This window comes from Nocardioides sp., assembly GCF_025964975.1.
In the GTDB taxonomy this organism is placed as follows: domain Bacteria; phylum Actinomycetota; class Actinomycetes; order Propionibacteriales; family Nocardioidaceae; genus Nocardioides.
This window is the reverse complement of sequence record NZ_JAOPXV010000180.1, coordinates 21,721-44,092: the sequence shown is the minus strand read 5'-3', so window position 1 is coordinate 44,092 and position 22,372 is coordinate 21,721. Positions and strand designations below refer to the sequence as shown.

The following is a 22,372-nucleotide window of genomic DNA, read 5'->3' as shown; positions in this document are numbered from 1 at the left end:
TGACGCGACGGGGGATGAGGCGATGTGCGCTCGCCGTCGCAGCCGGCCTGCTCGCCGGGTGCTCGGCCGGCGGCTCCGGTTCCGACAAGGACGACGAGCGCGAGCCAGGATCTGCGTCCTCGTCCGAGGCCGCCCCCGCGCCCTCCACCCCCACCGACACCGGGGGCGAGTCCGCACCGGCTGGGACCCCGGCCCTGAACGAGCGGACCGAGCCCGACCTTCTGCTCGCCCTGAGCGCCCCCGTCGAGGACTCGGTCTATCCGGCGGTCGGCGGGCCCGACGTCGACGCCCTGCTCTACGACCTCGACCTGTCGTGGGACCCGACGAAACGGTCGCTGACCGGCACCTCCACCATCACCTTCCGCGCCGCTCGGGACGCGAAGAAGTTCGGTCTCGACTTCTCCCCGTTCCTGGAGGTCGAGAGCCTCACCCTCGACGGGCAGGAGGCGGCGTACACCCATCGCGGCAAGAACCTCGTCGTCACAGCGCCGATCGTCACCGACGACCGGCACGAGCTGGTGGTCTCCTACGCGGGCAAGCCTCGCCCGGTGCCGGCCCCCACCACGCGCAGGGACTTCTCCACCGTCGGCTTCACGGTCACCGACCGGGGCGAGGTGTGGACGATGCAGGAGCCGTACGGCGCCTACAGCTGGTACCCCGTGAACGACCAGCCGGCCGACAAGGCGCTCTACGACATCTCCGTCACTGTCCCTGAGCCGTGGACCGGCGTCGCCAACGGACGGTTCGTCGGCGACACGACCGAGGACGGCCGGCGCACGACGGAGTTCCAGCTCGACGAACCCGCGGCGTCCTACCTCGTCACCCTCGCGATCGGTGACTACGCGCACGCCGCCCAGACGTCGAAGAGCGGCGTGACCCTCGACTACTGGTATCCCCGTGGCCAGCCCCTCGTGGTCGACGCCATGCGGGCCGGGGGCGCTGCGATCGACTGGATCGAGTCCCGCCTCGGGCCCTACCCGTTCAGCTCGGCCGGCATCGTCGCGACCGACTCGCAGTCCGCGATGGAGACCCAGACGCTGGTCACGATCGGCAACAACGAGTACGTCCGGGAACCCGAGGTGATCGTGCACGAGCTCGTCCACCAGTGGTACGGCGACCAGGTCTCGCCGGCGGACTGGAGCGACGTGTGGCTCAACGAGGGCATGACGATGCTGATGCAGGGGCTGTGGGAGGCCGACCACGACGGCGCCAAGATCAGCGCGACCACCGACAGCTGGCGCGGCATCGACCAGCAGCTGCGCGACGAGTACGGCCCTCCGGGCGCCTACGACCCGACCCAGTTCGCCGGGTCGAACGTCTACTACTCGCCGGCCCTGATGTGGAACGAGCTGCGCCTCGAGCTCGGCGACGACCAGTTCTTCGCGATCGCCCGTTCGTGGCTGACGGCCAACGACAACAGGTCCGTGACCCGCGACGACATCTACGAGCACTGGGAGAAGGAGACCGGGCTCGAGCTGTCCGCCTTCTTCGACGCGTGGATCCTGGGGACGACCACGCCAGCGCCGGGCGTTTGAGGAATCCTTGGTCAGCGGACCCACGGCGGGCTGAGCCGAGTGCCGTCCGACATCACAGCCTCGAGGCCCGGGGTCGTGGTCACCCACGCCGTCGCTCCCTGCGGTCCGGCGTCCACGCAGAGCTCACTGCCTGCCGGGACCAGGACGACGTCTCCGGGACGGCGTCGGTCGGACGAATGACAGGCACGATGCCTTATATAGCCAAGTAACGTGTCTATATAGTCAAGCTTCTTGTCCATCGTCTCACGATGGACCCATGACGACGAACAACGACCCTGCCTTGGCCGCAGCGGTCCTCCGGGTCGCCAGCCAGCTCGTGGACGGCATCCAGCAGGGACTGGCGGCCAGGGGTTTCACCGATGTCCGCCCCGCCCATGGCTATGCGTTCGCCCGGCTGAGCGGGAGCCCGGCCACGGCATCCGAGCTCGCCGCCCATCTGGGGGTCACGAAGCAGGCGGCGGCCCAGCTGGCCGACCACCTGGTCGAGCGTGGCTACCTCCGTCGCAAGACCGACCCGGCAGATCGACGGTCCCGGCTGCTCGTGCTGACGCAGAAGGGCTGGGCCTGCACGGAGGCCGCCGACGCCGCCGCGGCAGACACCCTGCAGCGGTGGCGTGACCAGCTGACGCCCGCACAGTTCGAACACCTCCAGGAGGCGCTGCGGGTGATCGGCGTGCCCGGTCCGCTGCGTCCAGCCTGGTAGGGAGGGGTGACGCACGTTCCGCCCAGAGTGAACCCCCCCTTGCCCCGGGCGCGCGGGCAAGGTGAGGTGGCGCCATGCAACTTCTCGTCCTCGGCGGCACCAGGTTCCTCTCCCGCACTGTGGCGGAGCAGGCGGTCCAGCGCGGCTGGGACGTCACCTGCGCCTGCCGCGGCTCGTCCCCGGTGCCTGCCGGCGCGACCCACCTCCCGTGGGACCGCACCGAGGACGCCCCGGCCGAGCTGAGGGAGGGCACGTGGGACGCGGTCGTCGACGTCGCGCGGCTGCCCTCGCACGTGCGCCGCGCAGTCGAAGCCGTCACGGAGGCCCACTGGGTCTTCGTCTCGACGATCAACGTCTACGCCGACAACGGCTCGTCGGCGATGGGGCCACTCGTCGAACCGGTCACCGCCGACGTCGACCTGACGGAGGACCCGGAGGCCTACGGACCGATGAAGGTCGCCTGCGAGGAGATCGTGTCGGCCGGCGCCAGCACGTCGATGATCGTGCGGCCCGGCCTGATCGTCGGTCCCGGCGACGGGAGCGGCAGGTTCTCCTACTGGCCCGACCGGCTGTCCCGGGGCGGGGAGGTGCTGGCGCCGGGGTCGCCTGACGACGTCGTCCAGGTGATCGACGTACGCGACCTGGCTGCGTGGATCCTCGAGGCGTGCGAGACGCGGACCACCGGCGCTTTCGACGCCGTCGGTGAGCTGATGCCGCTGCGGGACCTGTTGTCGCAGGCAGCTGACGGCGTGGCAGCCGAGCCGTCGTTCACCTGGGTGGACTCGGACTTCCTGACCGAGCAGGGCGTGGAGCCCTGGGCCGGCGAGGGGTCGGTCCCGTTGTGGCTGCCGCGAGCGGAGTACGACGGCATGATGTCCCACTCCCCGCAGCCCGCGCTGGCTGCCGGACTCCGTCTGCGGCCGATCGCGGAGACCGCCCGCGACACCCTCGGGGAGACGGCCGTCGGCATCAGCACCGAGCGCGAGGCCGAGGTCCTGGCCGCCTGGCACACCCGGGAGGCATCGCCCGCCGAGAGCGATTGACGCAGCCGACCGTGTGGCTTCCGGGTCATCGGATGACAGGGAAACCACACGGTCGCTCTCAGAAGAGCAGCGCCGTGCCCGGGTCCTCGAGGATCCCGGCGACGTCGGCGAGGAAGCGCGAGCCCTTCTCGCCGTCGATGTGCCGGTGGTCGAAGGAGAGCGCCAAGGTGGTGATGTCGCGGACGACGATCTCGTCCACGCCGTCCTTGGAGACGACCCACGGCTGCTTGCGCACCGCGCCGAAGCACAGGATCGCAGCCTCGCCCGGGTTGATGATGGGCGTACCAGCATCGACGCCGAAGACACCCACGTTGGTGATCGTGAAGGTGCCGCCCGCCATCTCGGCCGGCTGCGTCCTGCCCTCGCGGGCGGTGGCGGTCAGGCTGGCCAGCGCTCCGGCGAGCCCGAGCATCGAGAGCTGGTCGGCGTCCTTGATGTTGTGCACGACCAGTCCCCGCGGGGTCGCTGCGGAGATGCCGAGGTTGACGTAGTTCTTGAAGACGACCTCCTGGGCGGCGTCGTCCCAGAAGGAGTTGATCTCGGGGGTGCGCTTCATCGCCAGCATGACCGCGCGACTCAGGACGAGCAGCGGGCTGACCTTGGCGTCCTTGAACTCGCGACGCTTCTTCAACCGCGCCACGAACTCCATGGTGGCCGTCACGTCGACCGTGATCCACTCGGTGACGTGCGGGCTGGTGAAGGCCGACTGGCTCATGGCCTGCGCCATCATCTTGCGCACGCCCTTGATGGGCTCGCGGGTCTCCCGCTCGCCCGGGCGAGCCACCTGGAGCACACCCGTCGCAGCCGGAGCAGCTTGGGCAGTCCCGGACGCGGCCGTCGAGGTCGCGGCCTCGACGTCCGCTCGCGTGATGACACCGTTGCGACCGGACCCGGTGAGGGTCTTGAGGTCGATGCCGAGGTCCTTGGCGAGCTTGCGCACCGGCGGCTTCGCCAGCGCGCGCACCTCGCTCGGGGACTGCGCGGCGGGGGGCACCAGCGCCTCGGCGGGCGCGGCGGCGGGTGCCGGACGGGCGGACGTCGCGGGGACGGCCGGCTCGTCGGCGGCCGCGACCTCCTCGGACTGTGCGCCACCAGGAGCGAAGGAACCCTGCACCTGCATCTGTGCCTGGGCACCGGCCGCGGTCGACGGCGACGCCGGGCCGCGACGGGCCCGACGCTGAGGTCCGCGCTCGGCCTTGTTGCGGCCGACGAGCGACTCGCCCTCACCGCCACCGGAGGCGGCCGGGTTGGAGAGGTCCATGTCGGAGAGGTCGACCTCGGGCGCAGCGGCCGCCGGGGCCGCAGCAGCGGGAGCGGCGGCGTCGGACGCGGAGCCGACCGAGATGATCGGAGTCCCGACCTGCACCATCTCGCCCTCGGCGACCATCAGGGCGAGCACGGTCCCCTCGTACGGCGAGGGCAGCTCGACCAGCGACTTGGCGGTCTCGATCTCGACGATGATGTCGTTGATCTCGATGACGTCGCCCTCCTTGACCTTCCAGGAGACGATCTCGGCCTCGGTCAGGCCCTCGCCGACGTCGGGCAGCTTGAAGTCAGCCATCTCAGAACTCCAGGGAGCGGTCGACGGCGTCGAGGACGCGGTCCAGGTCCGGCAACCACTCCTCCTCGATGCGCGAGGGCGGGTAGGGCGTGTCGAAGCCGCCGACGCGGAGCACCGGGGCCTCGAGGGAGTAGAAGCACTCCTCGGTGATGCGGGCCGACAGCTCGGCACCCATGCCGAGGTTGACGTGCGCCTCGTGGATGACCACGACGCGGCCGGTGCGTCGGGCGGACTCCAGCACCGGAGCCATGTCGAGCGGGGAGAGCGTGCGGAGGTCGATGACCTCGAGCGACTTGCCCTCGGTCGCAGCAGCCTCGGCGGCCTTGAGCGCGGTCTTCACCGTGGGGCCGTAGGCGAGGACGGTGAGGTCGGTGCCGGCACGGACGGTGCGCGAGGTGAAGAGCGGGTCGGGCGTCGCCGACTCGTCGAGCTCAAGCTTGTCGGCGTGGTACTGCCGCTTGGGCTCGAGGAAGATGACCGGGTCGTCGCACGCGATGGCCTGCTGGATCATCCAGTAGCCGTCGACGGGGTTGGAGCACGCCACGACCTTGAGGCCGGGGGTGTGCGCGAACTGCGCCTCCGGCGACTCGCTGTGGTGCTCGACCGCGCCGATGCCGCCGCCGAAGGGGATGCGGATGACCATCGGCATCTTCGACTTGCCCTGCGAGCGGAAGGTCATCTTCGCGACCTGGCAGACGATCTGGTCGTAGGCCGGGTAGACGAAGCCGTCGAACTGGATCTCGACGACGGGCCGGTAGCCACGCAGGGCCATCCCGACCGCGGTGCCGACGATGCCGGACTCGGCCAGCGGGGAGTCGATGACGCGGTCCTCACCGAAGTCCTTCTGCAGGCCGTCGGTGATGCGGAAGACGCCGCCGAGCTTGCCGACGTCCTCGCCCATGATGAGGACCTTGGGGTCGTCCTCCATGGCCTTGCGCAGGCCCATGTTGAGGCCCTTGGCCAGGGTGATCTTCTGCGTCGTGCTCATCAGTGCGACTCCTCGAAGGACGCGAGGTAGGTGGCGTAGCGGTCGCGCTGGGCGGCGAGCTCGTCGGTCATCTCGGTGTAGACGTGGTCGAAGACGCTCATCGGATTCGGGTCGGGCAGGGCCTTGCAGCCTTCACGGAGGTGGTGGCCGAGGTCCTTGGCCTCCTGGTCGAGCTCGTCGAAGAACTGCTGGTCGACGAGGCCGTTGCGGCGTAGGTAGACCTCCAGCCGCTTGATCGGGTCCTTGAGCTTCCAGTGCTCGACGTCGTCGGAGAGGCGGTAGCGCGTCGGGTCGTCGGTCGTGGTGTGCGCACCCATGCGGTAGGTGTAGGCCTCCACGAGCGTGGGGCCCTGGCCGTCGCGTGCGCGCTGGAGGGCGGCCTGCGTGACGGCGTACGTCGCGAGCACGTCGTTGCCGTCGACGCGGACGCCGGGGAAGCCGAAGCCGAGGGCGCGCTGGTAGAGCGGGATGCGCGTCTGGCGCTCGATCGGCTCGGAGATGGCCCACTGGTTGTTCTGGCAGAAGAAGACCACCGGGGCGTTGTAGGAGGCCGCGAAGATGAAGGCCTCGTTGACGTCGCCCTGCGAGGACGCGCCGTCGCCGAAGTGGGCGATGACGGCCGCGTCGCGCTCGGCGTCGCCCGTGCCGACGGCCCCGTCACGCTGGATGCCCATGGCGTAGCCCACGCCGTGCAGCACCTGCGCGCCGATGACGATCGTGTAGAGACCGAAGTTGTTGTCGGCCGGGTCCCAGGCGCCCTGGTCGACGCCGCGGAAGAGCCCGAGCAGGTCGAGCGGGTCGACACCGCGGCAGTAGGCGACGCCGTGCTCGCGGTAGGTCGGGAAGACGTAGTCCTGGGGGCGCAGCGCGCGACCGGCGCCGATCTGCGCGGCCTCCTGGCCGAGAAGCTGGGCCCAGATGCCCAGCTCGCCGTGCCGCTGGAGGGCCGTCGCCTCGGTGTCGATGCGCCGGGTGAGCACCATGTCGCGGTAGAAGCCGCGGAGCTGCTCGGCGGAGAAGTCGTAGTCGAACTCGGCGTGGTGGACCCGCTCGCCCTCGGGTGTGAGCAGCTGCACGAGGTCGGGTCCGCCGTCTCGCTGCGATGGTCCGAAGACCTCCACGAGATCCGGGCCGAACGCTCCTGAGCTGACTCCTGTGGTGTCGTTCATGACACTCCATTTCGCTGGCGGCTGCGCGGGGTCTCCTGCACGCCGATGGCTGACTGTGCCCATGCTCTCGTGGGCGTGTGTGACCCCGAGCACATGGTGGCGCCAAAGTTATCCGCCACGCCACCCCCGGGGCGAATCGGCCCGGGTTAGGTTGTCGGCCGTGCACCTCCGACTCCGACTGGCCGTCTCGAGCCTGCTCCTGGGCCCCATGCTGCTCGGAGTCGTCGTGGCGGGTGGCCCCGCGAGCGCGGAGCGGATCCCCCGCCCGGTGTTGGCAGAAGGTTTCGCCGACCCGACCGTGACGGTGCGCGGCGACGGCTTCGTCGGGTTCTCCACCGGCAGCCTGGTCCCGCGGGCGTACGCCGCAGGCCCGGACGCGTCCTGGCGCGCGACCGGCTCCGCCCTGATGCGCCTGCCGTCCTGGTCGCACGACGACGGCGACATCTGGGCCTCCGACATCGCCCGGGTCGGCCGCTGGTGGGTGTTGTACTTCGCTGCCCCCGTGCGGGGACTCGGCGAGTACGGCAGGTGCATCGGCGTCGCACGGTCCCGCTCCGCCGTCACCGGCTTCAAGCCGGTCGGCGATCAGCCCCTCGTGTGTCCGTCGTTCGTCGACGTGCCGGCCGCCGACGACGCCGTTCCGATCGCCCTGCCCGGCCTGCCCCGTGCCGGCGTGATCGACCCGTCGCACGTGATGGCCGGCGGTCGGCCGCACCTCGTCTACAAGACCGACCGGATCCCCTCGTCGATCCGGCTGCTGCCGCTGACGAAGAACGGCCAGCACGCCGCCTCGCCCAGCGTGGAGCTGTTCCGGCACGACGGCGTCCTGGAGAACCCGGTGCTGATCGAGCGCCCGGCCGGCTGGGTGATGCTGCTCTCCCAGGGCGACTTCACCGGCTGCTCCTACCGGACGATCTGGCGCCGATCGACGTCGATCTTCAACTGGACCGAGGCGACCACGGGCGTGCTCCTCGACTCCTCGAGCCGACTCTGCGGACCGGGCGGCGCCGACGTGACCCCGATGCCCCACTCGAAGCGGCTGCGCATCTACTTCCACGCCTGGACCTGCCACGGCACCACCACCCCGTGCGGTCCGGTCATCCGCAAGGAACGGGTCAGGAGGCGGTCGCAGGCCGTCCGGCCGATGTATGCCGCCGACCTCGACTGGGTCGACGGCGTCCCGGTGATCGCCGGGTTCCTGTAGGGGCCCGACGCCCGTCGGTTCGCGGTCACCTCCTCTCTCGGGGGATATCCATGGGCGAAACGGCTGTGAGCCCGGTTGATCTCCAGCCATCTCGCCCATGGATATCCCGCGAGTCGGTAGGGGATGGGCGGCGTTTTGCGTTGACCCCCTCACCTCGGGGTATCAAGGTGGTGACGTCCAAGGGGGCCCCACCATGAACACACGCCACAGTGGACACCTCGTCCGCCGGGCCGGCGCGATCACCGCGCTGGCCGCTCTTCCTGTCCTGCTCGCCCTCTCGCCGATCTCGATCCCGGCCAGTGGCGCAGGCGATGAGGCACCCACCAGTGCGGACCGGGCCCGCCGGGCAGCCCCCGCGCCGCGTCCCCTCGTCTGGACACGTGACTTCGGCGACCCGACGGTCGTCTACGACGGCACCCGGTGGTTCGGCGCAGCGACCGGCTTCCGCGGGCGCGGCTCGAGCGCGGAGCAGGACTACGCGGCGTGGAACCCGACGGGCGACCTGCTCAACGCGAGGCCGGCGTGGGCGAAGTTCGCCGGCGTCTGGGGCCCGGAGATCGAGCAGGGCCCCGCCGGCTGGCTCGCCTACTACACGATGCCCTCGCGCGGCCTCCCCCATGAGCAGGACCGCTGCATCGGCGTCGCCACGGCACCGACGCTGTCCGACACGTTCACCCCGGTCAGCAACCGACCGCTCGTGTGCCCCGACTACTCCACGACGCAGCCCGCCTTCGACCCGGTCGGCGGTCGCGTGGGTCTCCCGCGCCGGGGCGTGATCGACCCATCGTCGTACGTCGCTCCCGACGGCCGTCGCTTCCTGCTCTACCGCACCCAGGGGACCCCGTCGACGATCCGGATGATCCGGCTCAACGCCGCCGGCACCGGCACCTTCGGCCTCAGCCGTGAGCTCATCCGCGACGTGGGCGTCCTGGAGAACCCGGTCATGGTCAGGCACGGTGAGTGGCACTACCTGATCACCTCCCGCGGCAGCTACGGCGACTGCCGCTACCGCACGATCTGGCGCCGCTCGAAGTTCCGCCACCAGGGCTGGCAGGGCACCCCCGGCCACGCGCTCGTCAACCGGCAGAATTCCGGGGTCTGCGGCCCGGGCGGCGCCGACTACGTCGAGGCGACGAGCACCCACGCCAACCGCTTGTTCTTCCACGGCTGGGTCTGCAAGGGCACCAACCTCCCGTGCTACCAGAGCTACCAGGGAGCGCAGGACTACGAGGACGTCGGCAAGCGTGCCTTGTACGCCGCCCGGTTGCTGTGGACCAAGGACGGCCCGATGCTCTCGGAGTTCGTCCAGGGACTCGAGCCCGTCCCGACGCCGACCCCGACCGCGACGCCGACACCCACGCCGACCCCGACGACCTTCCCGCCGAGCCCTGGGCCGCCGTCGCCCCCGCCGTCCACGACAGTGTCGCCGAGCCCGACGAACTGATCGAGGAAGCCCTGCTCGCGATGCCAGAGCAGTGCGTGAGCCACCTTCTGGGTCGCCCGAATGTGGCTGTGTCACCGCTCGGCGGCGTGTCCGGCGCCTGCCTGGACGGCTACCCGCGCCCGTGCGGCGTGAGCCAGCCCGCGAGGTCGGGGCCCTGCGGGACGATCCCGGTCGGGTTGATGTCGGTGTGGACGACGTAGTAGTGCTGCTTGATCTGGTCGAAGTCGATCGTCTCGCCGAAGCCGGGCGTCTGGAAGAGGTCCCGGGCATACCCCCACAGCGCCGGCATCTCGCTCAGCTTGTTGCGGTTGCACTTGAAGTGCCCGTGATAGACCGGGTCGAACCGCGCGAGCGTGGTGAACAGCCGCACGTCGGCCTCGGTGATCGAGTCCCCCATCAGGTAGCGCCGGTCGGTGAGCCGCTCCTCCAGCCAGTCCAGCGCGGTGAACAGGCGCTCGTAGGCGGCGTCATAGGTCTCCTGCGAGCCGGCGAAGCCGCACCGGTAGACGCCGTTGTTGACCTCGGTGAAGACGCGCTTCATCACCGACTCCATCTCCTCGCGGCGGTCCTCGGGCCACAGGTCGGGCGCGTCCGGCCGGTGGTGCTCTCGCCACTCGAAGAAGAGGTCGTGGGTGATCCAGGGGAAGTCGTTGGTGACGACCTTCCTGGTCTCGATCTCGACGATGGCCGGCACCGTGATCCCGCGCTCGTAGTCGGGCACGCGGTTGAAGTAGGCCTCCTGTAGCCGCTCGATGCCGAGCACCGGGTCGACGCCGCCCGGGTCCAGGTCGAAGGTCCAGCTCCGGGCGTCGTGGGTCGGGCCGGGCATCCCCAGCGAGATGACGTCCTCGAGGCCGAGGAGCTTGCGCACGATGATCGCCCGGTTGGCCCACGGACACGCCTTGGCCGCCACGAGCCGGTAGCGCCCGGGCTCGACCGGCCACACGGGGGCGTCCGGGTTGGCGCCGTACTCGGTCTCGAGGGGATCTGCTGGCGTCGAGCCCGCCAGGACCCGGTCGGGCAGGTAGTTCATGTCGCGCTCGAACGGCTTGCCCTTGTCGGTGTACGTCGCAGTGTCGGCCATGGGTCCATCATGCCGGTTTCAACCACATCGATCGAGATGCCCCAGCAACGCACCTCCTACGTGCAAAGAGTTCAGCACTTTGCCAAAGAACTGTTTGCAAATAACTCTCTGCAGTCTGGGGTCGGCCTCATGCCCTCCTCCGTCACCCCCGACATCGCTGGTCTCCGCGCCCTGAGCCACCCCGTCCGGCTGCGGATGCTGGGCCTCCTGCGCACCGAGGGCGCGGCCACCGCCACGACCCTCGCCCAACGGCTCGACCTCAACACCGGTGCGACCTCCTACCACCTGTGTCAGCTCGCCCAGCACGGCTTCATCACCGAGGACACCGACCGGGGCAACGCTCGCGACCGCTGGTGGCGCGCGACCCACGACAGCACGCGCGCCGACTTCCAGGAGCAGCAGCAGGACGACGAGGACGTCGAGGCCTACCTCTCCACCGTGGCCCTCGTGTACGGCGACCGGCTGCGCGCGGGGGCCGCGGAGATGCGCTTCCTGCCGGACGAGTGGCGCACGGTCGGCACCCTCAGCGACTGGGAACGCTCCCTGACCCCCGCCGATGCCGAGGCCCTGGTCGAGAAGCTCACCGCGATCATCGAGCAGACCCCCGACAGCGAGGACGAGGGCGCCGCGCCGTTCTCGGTCAAGCTCAACGCCTTCCCCCGGCCGGGGGCCCTCGGAACGGGCGAGTGAGCCGGCGGGGGCCGCTCGTCGGCGGCCTGGTCGCCGAGGGCATCTCCTTCGTCGGGACCCGGGTCTCGATGATCGCGATCCCCTGGTTCGTCCTGTCGACCACGGGCTCGGCGACCCAGACGGGCCTGGTCGCGGCCGTCGAGATCACGCCCCTGGTCGTCTTCAAGGCGCTCGGCGGACCGCTCCTCGACCGGGTTGGCCCGCGTCGGGTGACCCTCGCCTGCGACCTGGCGTCAGCATTCGCCGTCGCGACGATTCCGCTGCTGCACCACTTCGGCCTGCTCAGCTTCGCGCTGCTCCTCGTCCTCGTCGCGGTCACGGGTGCTCTGCGGGGACCGGGCGACGCGGGCAAGGCCGCCATGACTCCCGAGATCGCCCGGGTGGCCGGCATCTCCTTCGAGCGCGTCAGTGGGCTCGCCAGCGCCGTCGAGCGGACGTCGACCATGGCCGGGGCTGCGCTCGCCGGGCTGCTCGTCGCGGGGGTCGGTGCGGCCAACGCGTTGTACGCCGACGCGCTGTCCTTCCTCGTCTCGTTCGTCGTCTTCGCGCTGGCCACGACCGCGCTGGGCCGACCCGTCCCGTCGGCTTCTCCGACGGGGCCGGCCGACTCGTCGACGTACACCCAAGAACTGCGTGAAGGCTGGCGGTTCCTGCGCACCGACCCCGTCCTCGTGGCGGTGTGCGCGATGGTGGCGACGACCAACCTGATCGACCAGGCATACGCCGCGGTGCTCGCGCCCGTGTGGGCCAAGGAGTCGGGGGCGGGAGTGGCCGTGCTGGGTGCGCTCTTCGCGGTGATGAGCGGTGCGTCGGTGCTGGGGGCGCTCGCGGCGGCGAAGTGGGGCGAGACGCTGCCGCGCTACCGGACCTACGTCATCGCGTTCCTGGTCGCAGGCGCACCGCGGTTCGTGGTGATGGCCTCGGAGTCGCCGGTGTGGGCCGTCTTCGTGGTGACCGCGGTCGCCGGCGTCGCGGCGGGCTTCCTCAAACCCGATCCTCGGGGCGGTCATCCTCGAGCGGATCCCGGCTCCGCTCCTCGGACGGGTCTCCTCGTTCAACACTGCCCTGTGCTGGTCCCTGATGCCGCTCGGCGGTGTGCTCGGCGTGCTCGCCGTGACGGCGCTCGGCCTGTCCCCCGCCCTCCTCGTCGCCGGCATCGCCTACGCGATCACCACGATGGCGCCCACCCGCGTGCCGAGCTTCCGGGTCATGGACCGGGCCGACGTCGTGGACACGCGGACCTTGGTCGCCACCGACCCGGTCGGCCCCGCATAGGGCCGCCCTGACCAGGGACCCAGGTCCGCGTGTCCACGTGGCTTCAGCGCGGGAAGGTCTGCGCCAGCTGGATCAGCCGGTCGTTGCCCTCGTCCTCCCCGATGGAGACCCGGGCGCCGACGCCCGCGAAGGGCCGGACGACGATGCCGAGCTCGTCGGCGGCAGCGGCGAACTCCATCGTCCGCTCGCCCAGCGGGAACCAGATGAAGTTGCCCTGCGCGTCGGGGAGCTCCCAGCCGGCGTCCCGGACGGCGCTGAGGACACGCGCGCGCTCGGCGACGAGGGCGTCGACCCGCTCGAAGAGGGCATCGGTGGCGGACAGCGACGCGATCGCCGCGGCCTGGGCGACGGACGAGACACCGAAGGGCAGCGAGACCGCGCGCAGGGCCCCCGCCAGCTCGGCCGGTCCGACCGCGTAGCCGACCCGGAAGCCCGCGAGGCCGTAGGCCTTGGAGAAGGTGCGGGTCAGCACCACGTTGGAGTGGGTGCGGTAGGTCGCGATCCCGTCGATGGGGTCGTCCATCCGGACGAATTCGAGGTAGGCCTCGTCGACGACGACCAGCACGTGCGGCGGCACCTTGGCCAGGAAGGCGTCGAGCTCGGACTGGGTGACGGCCGGGCCGGTCGGATTGTTGGGGGTGCAGACGATGACGACCTTGGTGCGGTCGGTCACCGCCGCTGCCATCGAGTCCAGGTCGTGGCGACCGTCCTCGAGCACCGGCACCTGCACCGAGGTCGCCGCGGCCGCGGTCGCCGCGATCGGGTAGGCCTCGAAGGAACGCCACGCGTAGACGACCTCGTCGCCGGGGTCGCAGAAGGCGTTGAAGAGCTGGTAGATCAGCGCGACCGAGCCGGTGGCAGCTGCGATGTCCTCGACCGGCACCCCGAGATTGGCCGACAGTGCGTCGTACAACGCGGTGTTGCCCATGTCGGGATAGCGGTTCATCGCCTCGGCGGCGCGGGTGGCTGCCTCCACGACCCCGGGGAGCGGCGGGTAGGGGTTCTCGTTGGAGGAGAGCTTGTACGTCGTGAGGCCGGGGCGCGGCGTCGGCGGCTTGCCCGGCACGTACGTCGGGATCTGCGCGACGTTGCTGCGGGGCTGGGGAGTCTGGGCCATGTCGAGCAGGCTAGCGCTGCCCCCACGGGCGCAGCAGCAGGGCAAGGACGAGGCCGATCACGCCGCCCACAAGCGCGCCGGTGATGTTGTCGACCACGTCGGTGACGTCGCACGACCGGTCGATGCGGGCCAGCTCGAACTGGAGCACCTCGATGCCGAAGCTGTAGAGGGCGAGCGCGGCCAGGCCCAGTGGAGCCAGGACCCAGGCTCGCCGCCACCGCGCGACGCCGAGCACCCAGAGCGCGCCAGCCGGCACGAAGACAGCGACGTTGAGCATCCGCTGGCTACCGGACAAGATCCAGAACCCGTCGGGCGCCGGGCCGCCGTAGTCCATGGAGCACGTGTCCGGGCGCGCATCCGCAGGCACGATGCCGGTGTCCCACTGCGCCGGCAGCAGCGTGAGGATGCCGATCGCGACGACCGTCCACGCGCAGCCCGACAGCGCGATGGCCGTGACGCCGCCGAGCCTGGGCGCCAGGGCCTGGGCGATGAGCGCGAAGGCGGCGAGGGTGGCCAGCGAACCCACGAGCATCACGCCCGTCCCGCCGATCGTCACCCGGCGAGGGTAGCGACCCCGATGGGTGGTGACCCAGACCGCCCGGGCTGGCAGGTTTGACGCATGGCCGGACACCAGGACGCCAGCCCGTGGGTCCCTCCCTCGCGCGACCTTGCGGACCTGGAGACCGCGGCCCACGAGTGCCGCGGTTGCGAGCTGTGGGAGCCGGCGACGCAGGTCGTCTTCTCCTCCGGGGCTCGCTCCGCGAGCGTGATGCTCGTCGGCGAGCAGCCCGGCGACCAGGAGGACCGGCAGGGCGAGCCGTTCATCGGTCCTGCGGGACGGGTCCTCGACGACGCGCTCTCGGCTGCGGCGATCGACCGGGGGGCGGTCTACCTCACCAACGCCGTCAAGCACTTCCGCTTCGAGCAGCGCGGCAAGCGACGGATCCACCAGAAGCCGGAGCTCCGGCACGTCAACGCCTGCCACCCGTGGTTCGACGCCGAGCTCGAGGCGGTGCAGCCCCGCGTCGTGGTCGCCCTCGGTGCGACCGCTGCGCGCGCGGTCTTCGGCCGGACGATGAAGATCGGCGAATCCCGCGGTCGGCTCCTGGACCTGACGCAGGAGCGGTCGGCGATCATCACCTCCCACCCGTCGGCAGTGCTGCGGTTGCGCGGCAGGGGCGGGTACGACGAGGCCTTCGGCGAGCTCGTCAACGACCTGCGGCTCGCGGCGCCGTACGCCTGAGCCCGGTCCGGCACCCGCCGAGCGAGCCACAGCGCTTGTCTCAGGGCCCGGGGAGCCCTGTTGCGCATCGCTGGAAAGTAGGTCAGGGGTACCTGACTAACCCCTATCGAAGGACGCTTTTCCTGCACCGCGTCGCCCTCGCCACCACGCCCGTTGCCGCAGCGCTCGCCCCCCTGCTGGAGCCTGACATCACCAGTCCCCTCACCCAGGCGAAGCTTGGCCTGGTCCTGCTGATCGGCTGGAACGGCCTGCTCGCGACCTGGCTACACGCTCGGCTCAGCCGGGACCCCGGCCGGCTACGCCTCCGGTGTATCTGCGCCGCCACCGCATCGGTGTCGCAGCTGGGCTGGTGGGGCGCCATGGTGATCGGCTTCCTCCACGGACGCTGACGCCCGATCGCGCCGCAGACCCGACCGGCCGTGGGCCCCGCCACCGGCTGGGAGAGACCGTCCCGCGTTTGCCGCCACCGACCCCTACTCTGAGCCCATGGGATTCCTGCTCAAGCTGCTTGCGCACGCCGCAGGTCTGGCCATCGCCGCCTGGCTGCTCACCGGCATCTACTTCATCGGTCCCCTGGATCAGAACAGCGAGCTCGAGGGGAAGCTGCTCCCGCTGCTGGGCGTCGCACTGATCCTGACCGTGGTCAACAGCGTCGTCCGGCCGGTGATCAAGGCGCTCTCGTTCCCGCTGCTCGTGGTGACGCTGGGCTTGTTCATGCTGGTCATCAACGGGTTGATGCTGCTGCTCACCGCAGCGGTCGCCGAGGAGGTCGGGCTCGGTTTCCAGGTCGAGAACTACTACTCCGCCGGGATCGGTGCCGTGATCGTCACGATCGTGGGCTGGATCGCGGACCTCGCGCTGGGCGACGATTGAGCGTGCTTCCCCCGCCGCAGGTGGCTGGGCGCTATCGCGTCTCCTTCATCTGCGCGGGCAACATCTGTCGGTCCCCGAGCGCCGACGTCGTGCTGGCCCACCAGCTGGCGGAGGCAGGCCTGGCAGGCCGGGTCGAGGTGGCCTCGGGTGGAATGGGCGACTGGCACGTCGGCAACCCGATGGACGAGCGTTCGGCGAGCGCCCTCAGCAGGCGTGGCTATGACTCCTCCCGGCACCGCGCGCAACAGGTGCAGGTCGGGTGGTTCGAGCGCGACGACGTGCTGTTCGCGATGGACCAGAGCCACCGCGGTGACCTCCTGCGGCTGGGTGGCGGTGACCGGGTCCGGCTCTTCGGGGACTTCGATCCGGAGACTCCGGGGGTGGAAGTACCAGATCCCTACTACGGTGGCACCGACGGCTTCGAGGAGGTGCTGGACATGATCGAGCGCACGTGCCGCGCCCTGGTCCCCCGGATCGAGCGAGTCCTCTCGCCCTCATGACCCGCCAGCCGCTGGTCGCCAGACGCGCCGAGGAGCTCCTCGGGTCTGCCGTCGTGTCCACCGCGCCGGTTGCCGGGGGCGACATCGCCACGGCCACGCGGCTGCGTCTCTCGAGCGGACAGACGGCGTTGATGAAGACGGTCGCGCACGCGCCGGAGGGCTTCTTCGAGGCCGAGGCGGCGGGACTGCGCTGGTTGGCGGAGGTCCCCGAGGGCGTCCGCGTCCCCGACGTGCTGGCAGCCAGCGCCGACTGCGTGATCCTCGCCTGGGTCGAGCCCACCCCGAAGCACCATGCCGAGGCGGCGAGCGGTTTCGGCCAGGCGCTGGCGGCCACGCACCGGGCCGGCGCCGCGTCGTTCGGCTTCGAGCACGACGGCTTCATCGGCCGGCTGCCCATGCCCAACACGGCGTGCGCCACGTGGCCGGAGTTCTACGCCGTACGCCGCGTGCTGCCCTACCTCAAGCTCGCGCGCGACCGGGGCGCCGTCACCGAGGACGAGGCCACGACCGTCGAGTCGGTCATCGGCAGGCTCGCCGAGCTGATCCCGGACGAGCCGCCCGCGCGTCTGCACGGCGACCTGTGGAACGGCAACTGCCTGTGGGGGCTCGACGGTGCCGTCCACGTCATCGACCCGGCCGCCCACGGCGGGCACCGCGAGGCCGACCTGGCGATGCTGCACCTCTTCGGCCTGCCCCACCTGCCCCGGGTGATGCAGGCCTACGACGAGGCCCACCCGCTCGCCGAGGGCTGGGAGGACCGCCTGCCCCTGCACCAGCTCTTCCCGCTGCTGGTCCACGCGTGCATGTTCGGTGGCGGGTACGGCGCCCGCGCCGCCGCCGTCGCGGCGCGCTTCGGCTGACTGGTCGACCGGCTCAAGCCGGCGTGGACACCTCCGCGTCGGGCGTCACGCGTCCTTCGACTCCGGCTTCCCGGCACGGCTAGTTTTTCCGACATCGGCTCGCGTGTAGGTGACCGACGCGCGGTAGTTGCCGCTCGGCGCCGGCTTGCTCAACTGGGACACCCGCTGGTGCGACACGTGCAGCAGCTCGGCCACGTCACGCACAGGCAGACCCTGGTCGCGCAGCACAGCCACCGCATGGCGCGTCGCTTTCGAGGCCTCGTCCTGAGCCGCAGATGCCTGAGCGCTCGCCAGTACGGCTTGGTCAACCATGCGCTTCAGGGCGTCGTCGATCTCTGGCAGCACCTCGACCTCGATGGCCGCCGATCCGTCAAGGTCGAGGATCGTGCGGACGGCGTCGGTCACCGTGTCCGCGACCTGGTCCAGCCGCTTCGCCTGGGTGAAGACGCCTTCGATCTCGGGGACCTCGATCGCCCACCAGTCGCCTGAGCGCTGGACCTTCGCGGTCACCTTCATTTCTCAACTCCCATCTGCTTGAGGATCGCCTTCGCCGTGATCTCGTTGATCTCGTTGTGGCGGGCAACACGGTGCGCTTCTCGCCGATGACGACCTTGGTGTGGCTGCCCCCTCCGGTCACGACCATGTCGAGGCGGGACGCCTTCGCGTCTTCCTCAACTTCTTCATCAGATCGGTTCGCTTCACCAGACTAAGTCTAGACCCCTTGCAAGATCAAGGCAAGAGGTCTTGCACACCCAGGGCAGAAGAGAGTGTGAGCTTGGCATTCCAGCCAGGCGCACAAGGGATGCCCTCCAGGCACGCTAGAGAGACGCTGGAGAGCGCACCCAGTCGCCGCCGACGCGATGCACGAGCCCCTGCTGCTCGAACGCCTCGAGCCAGCCGGCCATCGGCCAGTGACCCCACCGACTGCTGAAGAGCCGTCCGTTGCGCAGGATCGCGTCGAGGTGCTCGACCGGCGGGCTGCTGACCGGGTGGTGCTGGTGGTAGGCGCATGCCCCGCCGACCCAGCCCAGTCCGACCCCCGCAGCGAGGGCAGCCCTGCCGAAGTCGGTGTCCTCGCCGCCGTACCCCACGTAGTCCTCGCAGAACCCGCCGGTCCGGGCCCACGTCTCCGGAGCGACGGCGCAGGACAACGACCAGAAGAGGTCGGGATCGTCGGACGACAGCGTCTCCCCCGCCGGCGGCGCCGGACGGGCCGGGTGCGGGGCGTCGAGGCGCGCCAGCGCCTCCGGGTCGGCGTCGGGGTAGCCCTCCGGGGGCGGCGGGGGGAGGTAGGTGACCGGCCCGGACCAGATGGACTCCGGGCGCTGGCTGACGACGTCGGCGTACGCCGCAACGAGCTCACCGCCGGCGAGGCAGTCCACGTCGAGCAGCACCACGGCGTCGACCCCTTGCTCCACCACCTCGCGGACTCCGCGGTTGCGGGCAGCCGCCAGCGGGAGCTCACCGTCGTCGATGGGCACGTGGACCACCTGTCGGGTGACCCCGCCGACGGTGGATGGCTCGATGCTGGGGTCTCCCATCGCGACCGCGACGTAGACATCGGGCGCCCGCGAGCCTGCAGCGAGCGAACGGTGCTGTCCGGCGAGGTGCTGGTGCCGACCGTGGGCGAGCGTGACCACGCCGACCCGCGTCATGACCGGGCCCCGACGGCGATCTCACCGCGCACCCTGAGGGCGAGCTCGGCGAAGCGAGCGCCGGCCAGTCCGTCGCACCAGCGCGACCACTCCTGGCCGTCGAGGGCCGCCACGCGATCGAGGAGGTCGGGCCAGCCTGTCGCCGGCCAGGTGGCGCACACCACCGCCGGCCAACCGGTGCCCAGCACCGATCCCGTCACCTGCTGCTCGTCATGCGGACGCGACTGGGGGATCACCACTGCGGGGCGCCTGGCGCTGGCCGTCTCGGCGATGGCGTTCTGTCCGGCATGGGTGACGACGACGTCCGCCGCGGCGAGCACCGCCGACGTGTCGGCCACCCAGGTGCCGGGACTGCCGTCCAGGACCGTCCAGTCCCACTCGGGGGTCATGCGTCGGGCTCGTTCGACGTCGGCGGACCTGATGTCATGCCCGCCCGCCCCGAGCAGGACCACCACCCGCCGTCGCCCAACGCTGCGGCATACGGGCAGGGCCTCTGACCGGACGGGATGGCGCGACATCGCGCCCACCGGCACCAGGCGCTCCAGGGCGGTGGCCGAGAGTCCGTGCGTCATGCCGGTGACGTCCGCCGGCCAGAACGAGACGAGGGCGTCCGCCGCCTCGAAGCCGAGGGTGTGTGCCGGATCGTCACGTCGCCCCGGAAGCACCACCGCCAGCGTGGGGACACCGTGGAGCCGCGACAGCAGCACCAGCTCCACCGACACGTCGACGACCATCAGGTCGGGGTGGGCGAGACCGATCCAGGCTGAGACCGCAGCCATCCGCGCCCGGAGCCCCTCGTCCCGCAGGGGCGCCCAGTGCAGGCGGCCGTTGGCGGTGACGTCACGGGCACTGGCACCGGGGCCCTCGTCATCGCGGGGAAGCAGGATCCACTCACCGGGCCACCCGGCGGGACGCCCCAGCGACGAGAGGCCGGTCACCTGCTCACCGTGGGCCTCGAGCTCCCCGGCGAGCGCCTGGGCGCGATGGAGGTGCCCCCGGCCGACGTGGTGGACGTAGTAGCCGATCACGCGGCCGCGCCGGTGCCCAACGAGGCGAGATAGAGACGTTCGTAGGCGTCGATCATCGCCTCGGCCCCGCAGGTGCGCACGGCATGTCGGCGTACGGCATCACGGTCGAGCCGGCGAGCCGCGTGCATGGCATCCGCGAGGGCGTCGACGTCGCCCCGAGCGACCAGGAAGCCGCCTTCGTCGCCCACGACCTCGGGCAGTCCGCCGCGCGCATAGCCCGCGACCGGGGTCCCGCAGGCGATCGACTCCGCGGCGACGAGACCGTAGGGCTCGTCCCACATCGGGGTGACGACGGTGACCGAGGCGCCGCGCACCAGGCCGGCGAGCTCCTCCTGGGTGAGATGGCCGGCGTAGGTGACGTCGTCGGTGAGCCGGGGCGCGATCTCGCGCGCGAAGTAGCTCTCGTCCTGGACGGGCCCGGCCAGCACGAGGGGAAGTCCGGCTCGCTGGGCCGCCTCCATCGCGTGGTGCGGCGCCTTCTCGGGCACCAGGCGTCCCGACCACACCGCAGGACCCCCGCCGGGGCCCTGTGTCCAGGCAGCCAGGTCGAGGCCGTTGGTGATGACCCGGCTCGGAACGACGTGGCTCCAGGCCCGTGACGTCCAGCCGCTCACCGCGACGAACGAGGAGCGGTCACCGCCCAGGCTCATGGCGGACTCGATCAGCGGAAGCGGCGGCGTGTGCAGCGTGGTCAGCATCGGCACCCCGACCGCCGGCGCCATGGCGAGCGGCAGCGGGTGCAGGCTGTGGTTGTGGATGACGTCGTAGTCGTCAGCACCCGTGCGCGCCAGCTCGAGCATCAGCCCGAGGTAGGCGTGGTGGTCCGCCAACCATGCCGGCGGCGGTGCGTTGCGATCGGCCAGGGCGGCTGCACTCGGCGTGAAGGTCTTGAGCGGCAGGACCCGGGCGGGCAGGCTGGCGTCCGAGCCCGGGCCCGCAAACAGCGTCACGTCGTGCCCCCGGGCGGCGAGCCCGCGCACCATCGTGTGGGTCATCGCCTCGAGACCACCGGCGAACGGCTCGCGGATGGGGTAGCGGCTGGAGGCGATCAGGCAGATCCTCATGCCGACGTCCGGAGGAGCTCGGCATAGAGCCGGTCGTGCATCGACCCCACGACGCTGCGCTGGTGGCGACGCTCCTCGACGCTCGTCGCAGCGACGGCATGACCGTCGTACGCCGTCCTGACCGCCCGAGCCAACGACTCGGGGTCGAAGCCGGACTCGTCGTGCTGATAGCTCAGCACGGGCGCCTGGTCGGCGAAGTAGCCACACGTCGGAGCGATGACCGCGGTCCCGAGGTCCCGACACGCCTCCAGCCAGCCGCTGTGCGTGCCGAAGCGGTAGGGCAGGACCGAGACGTCCAGCGAGGAGAGATAGCGCCACAGCTCGTCGTCGGTGAAGTAGTCGTGCACGCGCAGGTCGAGCAGCCCGCGTTCGGCGTAGTCGTGCAGGAGCGTCGCCAGCTCGGCGTCGTAGCGCGCTCCGCCTTCATCCAGGACGTCGCAATGACCGTTGACCTGCAGCACGGCGCCGGTCAGCTCGCTCAGCGTCTCGACCAGCGTCGGCACGAGCGGGTGCGGGTGCATGCCGGCGCGCAGGCTCTTGACGTGGACGCCGACCCGGAAGTCGGACTGGAGACGGCCGCTGCGGCGCACCGACCTCCTGGCGCTGGCAGCACCCATGGTCTCGAAGGGCACCACGTGGGGATGCGGCAGGATGACCGCCTCGCGGCCCCACCGGCGCCTGATCTCGTCGGCAGCACCCGGGGTGAGCGTGATCAGTCGGTCTGCTGCGGGGACCAGGACGTCGAGCTGCTGGTCGTGCAGCTCGCGGTCGACGTGGTGGGGGTTGCGCAGGTCGTGGACGGTGAAGACGAAGGGTCGGCCGCGCTCGCGCAGGCTCGCCACGAGCGCCTGCAGGTCGGCGACGCTCCGGGCGTCGAAGCCGAAGTGCAGGTGGAACACGTCGAAGTCGTGGGTCTCGACCCAGCTCGGCTCCAGCATCACCGGCGGCCACCACTTCTGGGACGCTGCCGCCGTTCCGCCCGCGGGGTCCGGGTCAGGCAGGCGTACGGCGTTGCTGCCGGTCTCCGCGCTGAGGTGCCGGACGTAGACGTGGTTGGCGGGGACCGAGGCGACCACGATGGGGCGCGCGACGTCACCGACGCTGTCATCATCCAGGCGGGCCTGTCCCTCGACCCTGCCCTGACGTTCTTCAGCTCGATCCAGCACAGCGACCTCCCAGCCTCCAGGAACGACTGTTCTGTTCGGGATCGCCGAGACGCAGTCGTTGTCGATCATTGCTACAAGTGCGGAAGGCCCGGGCGCAGGTCGCAGGCGCACCGTGGTCGGGTGCGGGCTGCGGCCGGCCGTCGTTCTTCAGCGATGGCGAGCCTCCCAAC

The 22,372-nt window shown here is 70.9% G+C and carries 22 protein-coding genes; 11 read left to right on the top strand and 11 right to left on the bottom strand.

The window, feature by feature from the left end; translation table 11 throughout:
- The first annotated feature begins 14 nt into the window (after window positions 1–14).
- The 3 genes from JWN68_RS13880 (at window position 15) to JWN68_RS13870 (ending at window position 3,281) form a co-directional block, all read left to right on the top strand.
- A complete protein-coding gene (locus JWN68_RS13880) occupies window positions 15–1,535 on the top strand; it encodes a M1 family metallopeptidase (protein ID WP_297739898.1) in 1,521 nt (506 codons plus the stop codon).
- A 256-nt stretch (window positions 1,536–1,791) separates the two neighbouring features.
- Window positions 1,792–2,238: a MarR family transcriptional regulator gene (locus tag JWN68_RS13875; RefSeq protein ID WP_297739896.1), complete on the top strand. Its 447-nt coding sequence runs from the start codon at window positions 1,792–1,794 to the stop codon at window positions 2,236–2,238.
- 74 nt (window positions 2,239–2,312) lie between these two features.
- Window positions 2,313–3,281: an NAD-dependent epimerase/dehydratase family protein gene (locus JWN68_RS13870; RefSeq protein WP_297739895.1), complete on the top strand. Its 969-nt coding sequence runs from the start codon at window positions 2,313–2,315 to the stop codon at window positions 3,279–3,281.
- A gap of 58 nt (window positions 3,282–3,339) precedes the next feature.
- Here the strand turns inward: JWN68_RS13870 and JWN68_RS13865 are convergent, their stop codons facing one another.
- The 3 genes from JWN68_RS13865 to pdhA are packed head-to-tail and all read right to left on the bottom strand — an operon-like array spanning window position 3,340 to window position 6,999.
- Window positions 3,340–4,842 carry a dihydrolipoamide acetyltransferase family protein gene (locus JWN68_RS13865; protein WP_297739893.1) on the bottom strand — a complete coding sequence of 501 codons (1,503 nt, stop codon included), beginning with the start codon at window positions 4,840–4,842 and terminating at the stop codon, window positions 3,340–3,342.
- A gap of 1 nt (window position 4,843) precedes the next feature.
- Window positions 4,844–5,830 carry an alpha-ketoacid dehydrogenase subunit beta gene (locus JWN68_RS13860; RefSeq protein WP_297739891.1) on the bottom strand — a complete coding sequence of 329 codons (987 nt, stop codon included), beginning with the start codon at window positions 5,828–5,830 and terminating at the stop codon, window positions 4,844–4,846.
- On the bottom strand, window positions 5,830–6,999 hold the full coding sequence (pdhA, locus tag JWN68_RS13855) for a pyruvate dehydrogenase (acetyl-transferring) E1 component subunit alpha (protein ID WP_297739889.1): 1,170 nt from the start codon (window positions 6,997–6,999) through the stop codon (window positions 5,830–5,832). Before pdhA ends, JWN68_RS13860 begins: the two co-directional genes overlap by 1 nt.
- Before the next feature lie 160 nt (window positions 7,000–7,159).
- Here pdhA and JWN68_RS13850 point away from each other — a divergent pair, with 160 nt between their 5' ends.
- Together JWN68_RS13850 and JWN68_RS13845 are read left to right on the top strand one after the other, a co-directional pair.
- Entirely contained in the window at window positions 7,160–8,203 is a 1,044-nt protein-coding gene (locus tag JWN68_RS13850) for a family 43 glycosylhydrolase (protein ID WP_297739887.1), read from the top strand.
- Between the two features lie 193 nt (window positions 8,204–8,396).
- Complete coding sequence (locus tag JWN68_RS13845) at window positions 8,397–9,647, top strand: family 43 glycosylhydrolase (protein WP_297739886.1); 1,251 nt, start codon at window positions 8,397–8,399, stop codon at window positions 9,645–9,647.
- A 109-nt stretch (window positions 9,648–9,756) separates the two neighbouring features.
- On the opposite strand, the gene JWN68_RS13840 is transcribed toward JWN68_RS13845, so the two are convergent.
- Complete coding sequence (locus JWN68_RS13840; protein ID WP_297739885.1) at window positions 9,757–10,731, bottom strand: glutathione S-transferase C-terminal domain-containing protein; 975 nt, start codon at window positions 10,729–10,731, stop codon at window positions 9,757–9,759.
- Between the two features lie 129 nt (window positions 10,732–10,860).
- On the opposite strand from JWN68_RS13840, the gene JWN68_RS13835 reads away from it, so the two are divergent.
- Window positions 10,861–11,421 (top strand): helix-turn-helix domain-containing protein, encoded by a 561-nt coding sequence (locus tag JWN68_RS13835; protein ID WP_297739882.1) that lies wholly within the window; start codon window positions 10,861–10,863, stop codon window positions 11,419–11,421.
- Window positions 11,418–12,707, top strand: a complete 1,290-nt coding sequence (locus JWN68_RS13830) for an MFS transporter (protein ID WP_297739879.1) — start codon at window positions 11,418–11,420, stop codon at window positions 12,705–12,707. The genes JWN68_RS13835 and JWN68_RS13830 overlap by 4 nt, the downstream gene beginning before the upstream one ends.
- Window positions 12,708–12,739: 32 nt before the next feature.
- On the opposite strand, the gene hisC is transcribed toward JWN68_RS13830, so the two are convergent.
- Both hisC and JWN68_RS13820 read right to left on the bottom strand, forming a co-directional pair.
- Window positions 12,740–13,813, bottom strand: coding sequence for a histidinol-phosphate transaminase (hisC, locus tag JWN68_RS13825; RefSeq protein WP_297739877.1), 1,074 nt, complete (start codon window positions 13,811–13,813; stop codon window positions 12,740–12,742).
- 10 nt (window positions 13,814–13,823) lie between these two features.
- Complete coding sequence (locus tag JWN68_RS13820) at window positions 13,824–14,369, bottom strand: VanZ family protein (RefSeq protein ID WP_297739875.1); 546 nt, start codon at window positions 14,367–14,369, stop codon at window positions 13,824–13,826.
- Window positions 14,370–14,432: 63 nt separating this feature from the next.
- Here JWN68_RS13820 and JWN68_RS13815 point away from each other — a divergent pair, with 63 nt between their 5' ends.
- The 4 genes from JWN68_RS13815 (at window position 14,433) to JWN68_RS13800 (ending at window position 17,289) form a co-directional block, all read left to right on the top strand.
- Window positions 14,433–15,056 (top strand): UdgX family uracil-DNA binding protein, encoded by a 624-nt coding sequence (locus JWN68_RS13815; RefSeq protein WP_297739873.1) that lies wholly within the window; start codon window positions 14,433–14,435, stop codon window positions 15,054–15,056.
- 486 nt (window positions 15,057–15,542) lie between these two features.
- Window positions 15,543–15,929 carry a phage holin family protein gene (locus JWN68_RS13810; protein ID WP_297739871.1) on the top strand — a complete coding sequence of 129 codons (387 nt, stop codon included), beginning with the start codon at window positions 15,543–15,545 and terminating at the stop codon, window positions 15,927–15,929.
- 2 nt (window positions 15,930–15,931) lie between these two features.
- Complete coding sequence (locus tag JWN68_RS13805; RefSeq protein ID WP_297739869.1) at window positions 15,932–16,429, top strand: low molecular weight protein-tyrosine-phosphatase; 498 nt, start codon at window positions 15,932–15,934, stop codon at window positions 16,427–16,429.
- On the top strand, window positions 16,426–17,289 hold the full coding sequence (locus JWN68_RS13800; RefSeq protein ID WP_297739867.1) for a fructosamine kinase family protein: 864 nt from the start codon (window positions 16,426–16,428) through the stop codon (window positions 17,287–17,289). Before JWN68_RS13805 ends, JWN68_RS13800 begins: the two co-directional genes overlap by 4 nt.
- Before the next feature lie 45 nt (window positions 17,290–17,334).
- Here JWN68_RS13800 and JWN68_RS13795 read toward each other — a convergent pair whose 3' ends face one another.
- The 5 genes from JWN68_RS13795 to JWN68_RS13775 form a co-directional block, all read right to left on the bottom strand.
- A complete protein-coding gene (locus JWN68_RS13795) occupies window positions 17,335–17,805 on the bottom strand; it encodes a hypothetical protein (protein WP_297739865.1) in 471 nt (156 codons plus the stop codon).
- Window positions 17,806–18,107: 302 nt separating this feature from the next.
- A complete protein-coding gene (locus JWN68_RS13790) occupies window positions 18,108–18,944 on the bottom strand; it encodes a galactosyltransferase-related protein (RefSeq protein ID WP_297739863.1) in 837 nt (278 codons plus the stop codon).
- The gene (locus JWN68_RS13785) at window positions 18,941–19,972 is read right to left on the bottom strand and encodes a glycosyltransferase (RefSeq protein ID WP_297739861.1); all 1,032 of its coding nucleotides are present in this window, start codon (window positions 19,970–19,972) and stop codon (window positions 18,941–18,943) included. The genes JWN68_RS13790 and JWN68_RS13785 overlap by 4 nt, the downstream gene beginning before the upstream one ends.
- The gene (locus JWN68_RS13780; RefSeq protein ID WP_297739859.1) at window positions 19,969–21,036 is read right to left on the bottom strand and encodes a glycosyltransferase family 4 protein; all 1,068 of its coding nucleotides are present in this window, start codon (window positions 21,034–21,036) and stop codon (window positions 19,969–19,971) included. Before JWN68_RS13780 ends, JWN68_RS13785 begins: the two co-directional genes overlap by 4 nt.
- Entirely contained in the window at window positions 21,033–22,271 is a 1,239-nt protein-coding gene (locus JWN68_RS13775) for a glycosyltransferase (RefSeq protein ID WP_297739857.1), read from the bottom strand. Before JWN68_RS13775 ends, JWN68_RS13780 begins: the two co-directional genes overlap by 4 nt.
- Between the last annotated feature and the right edge of the window lie 101 nt (window positions 22,272–22,372).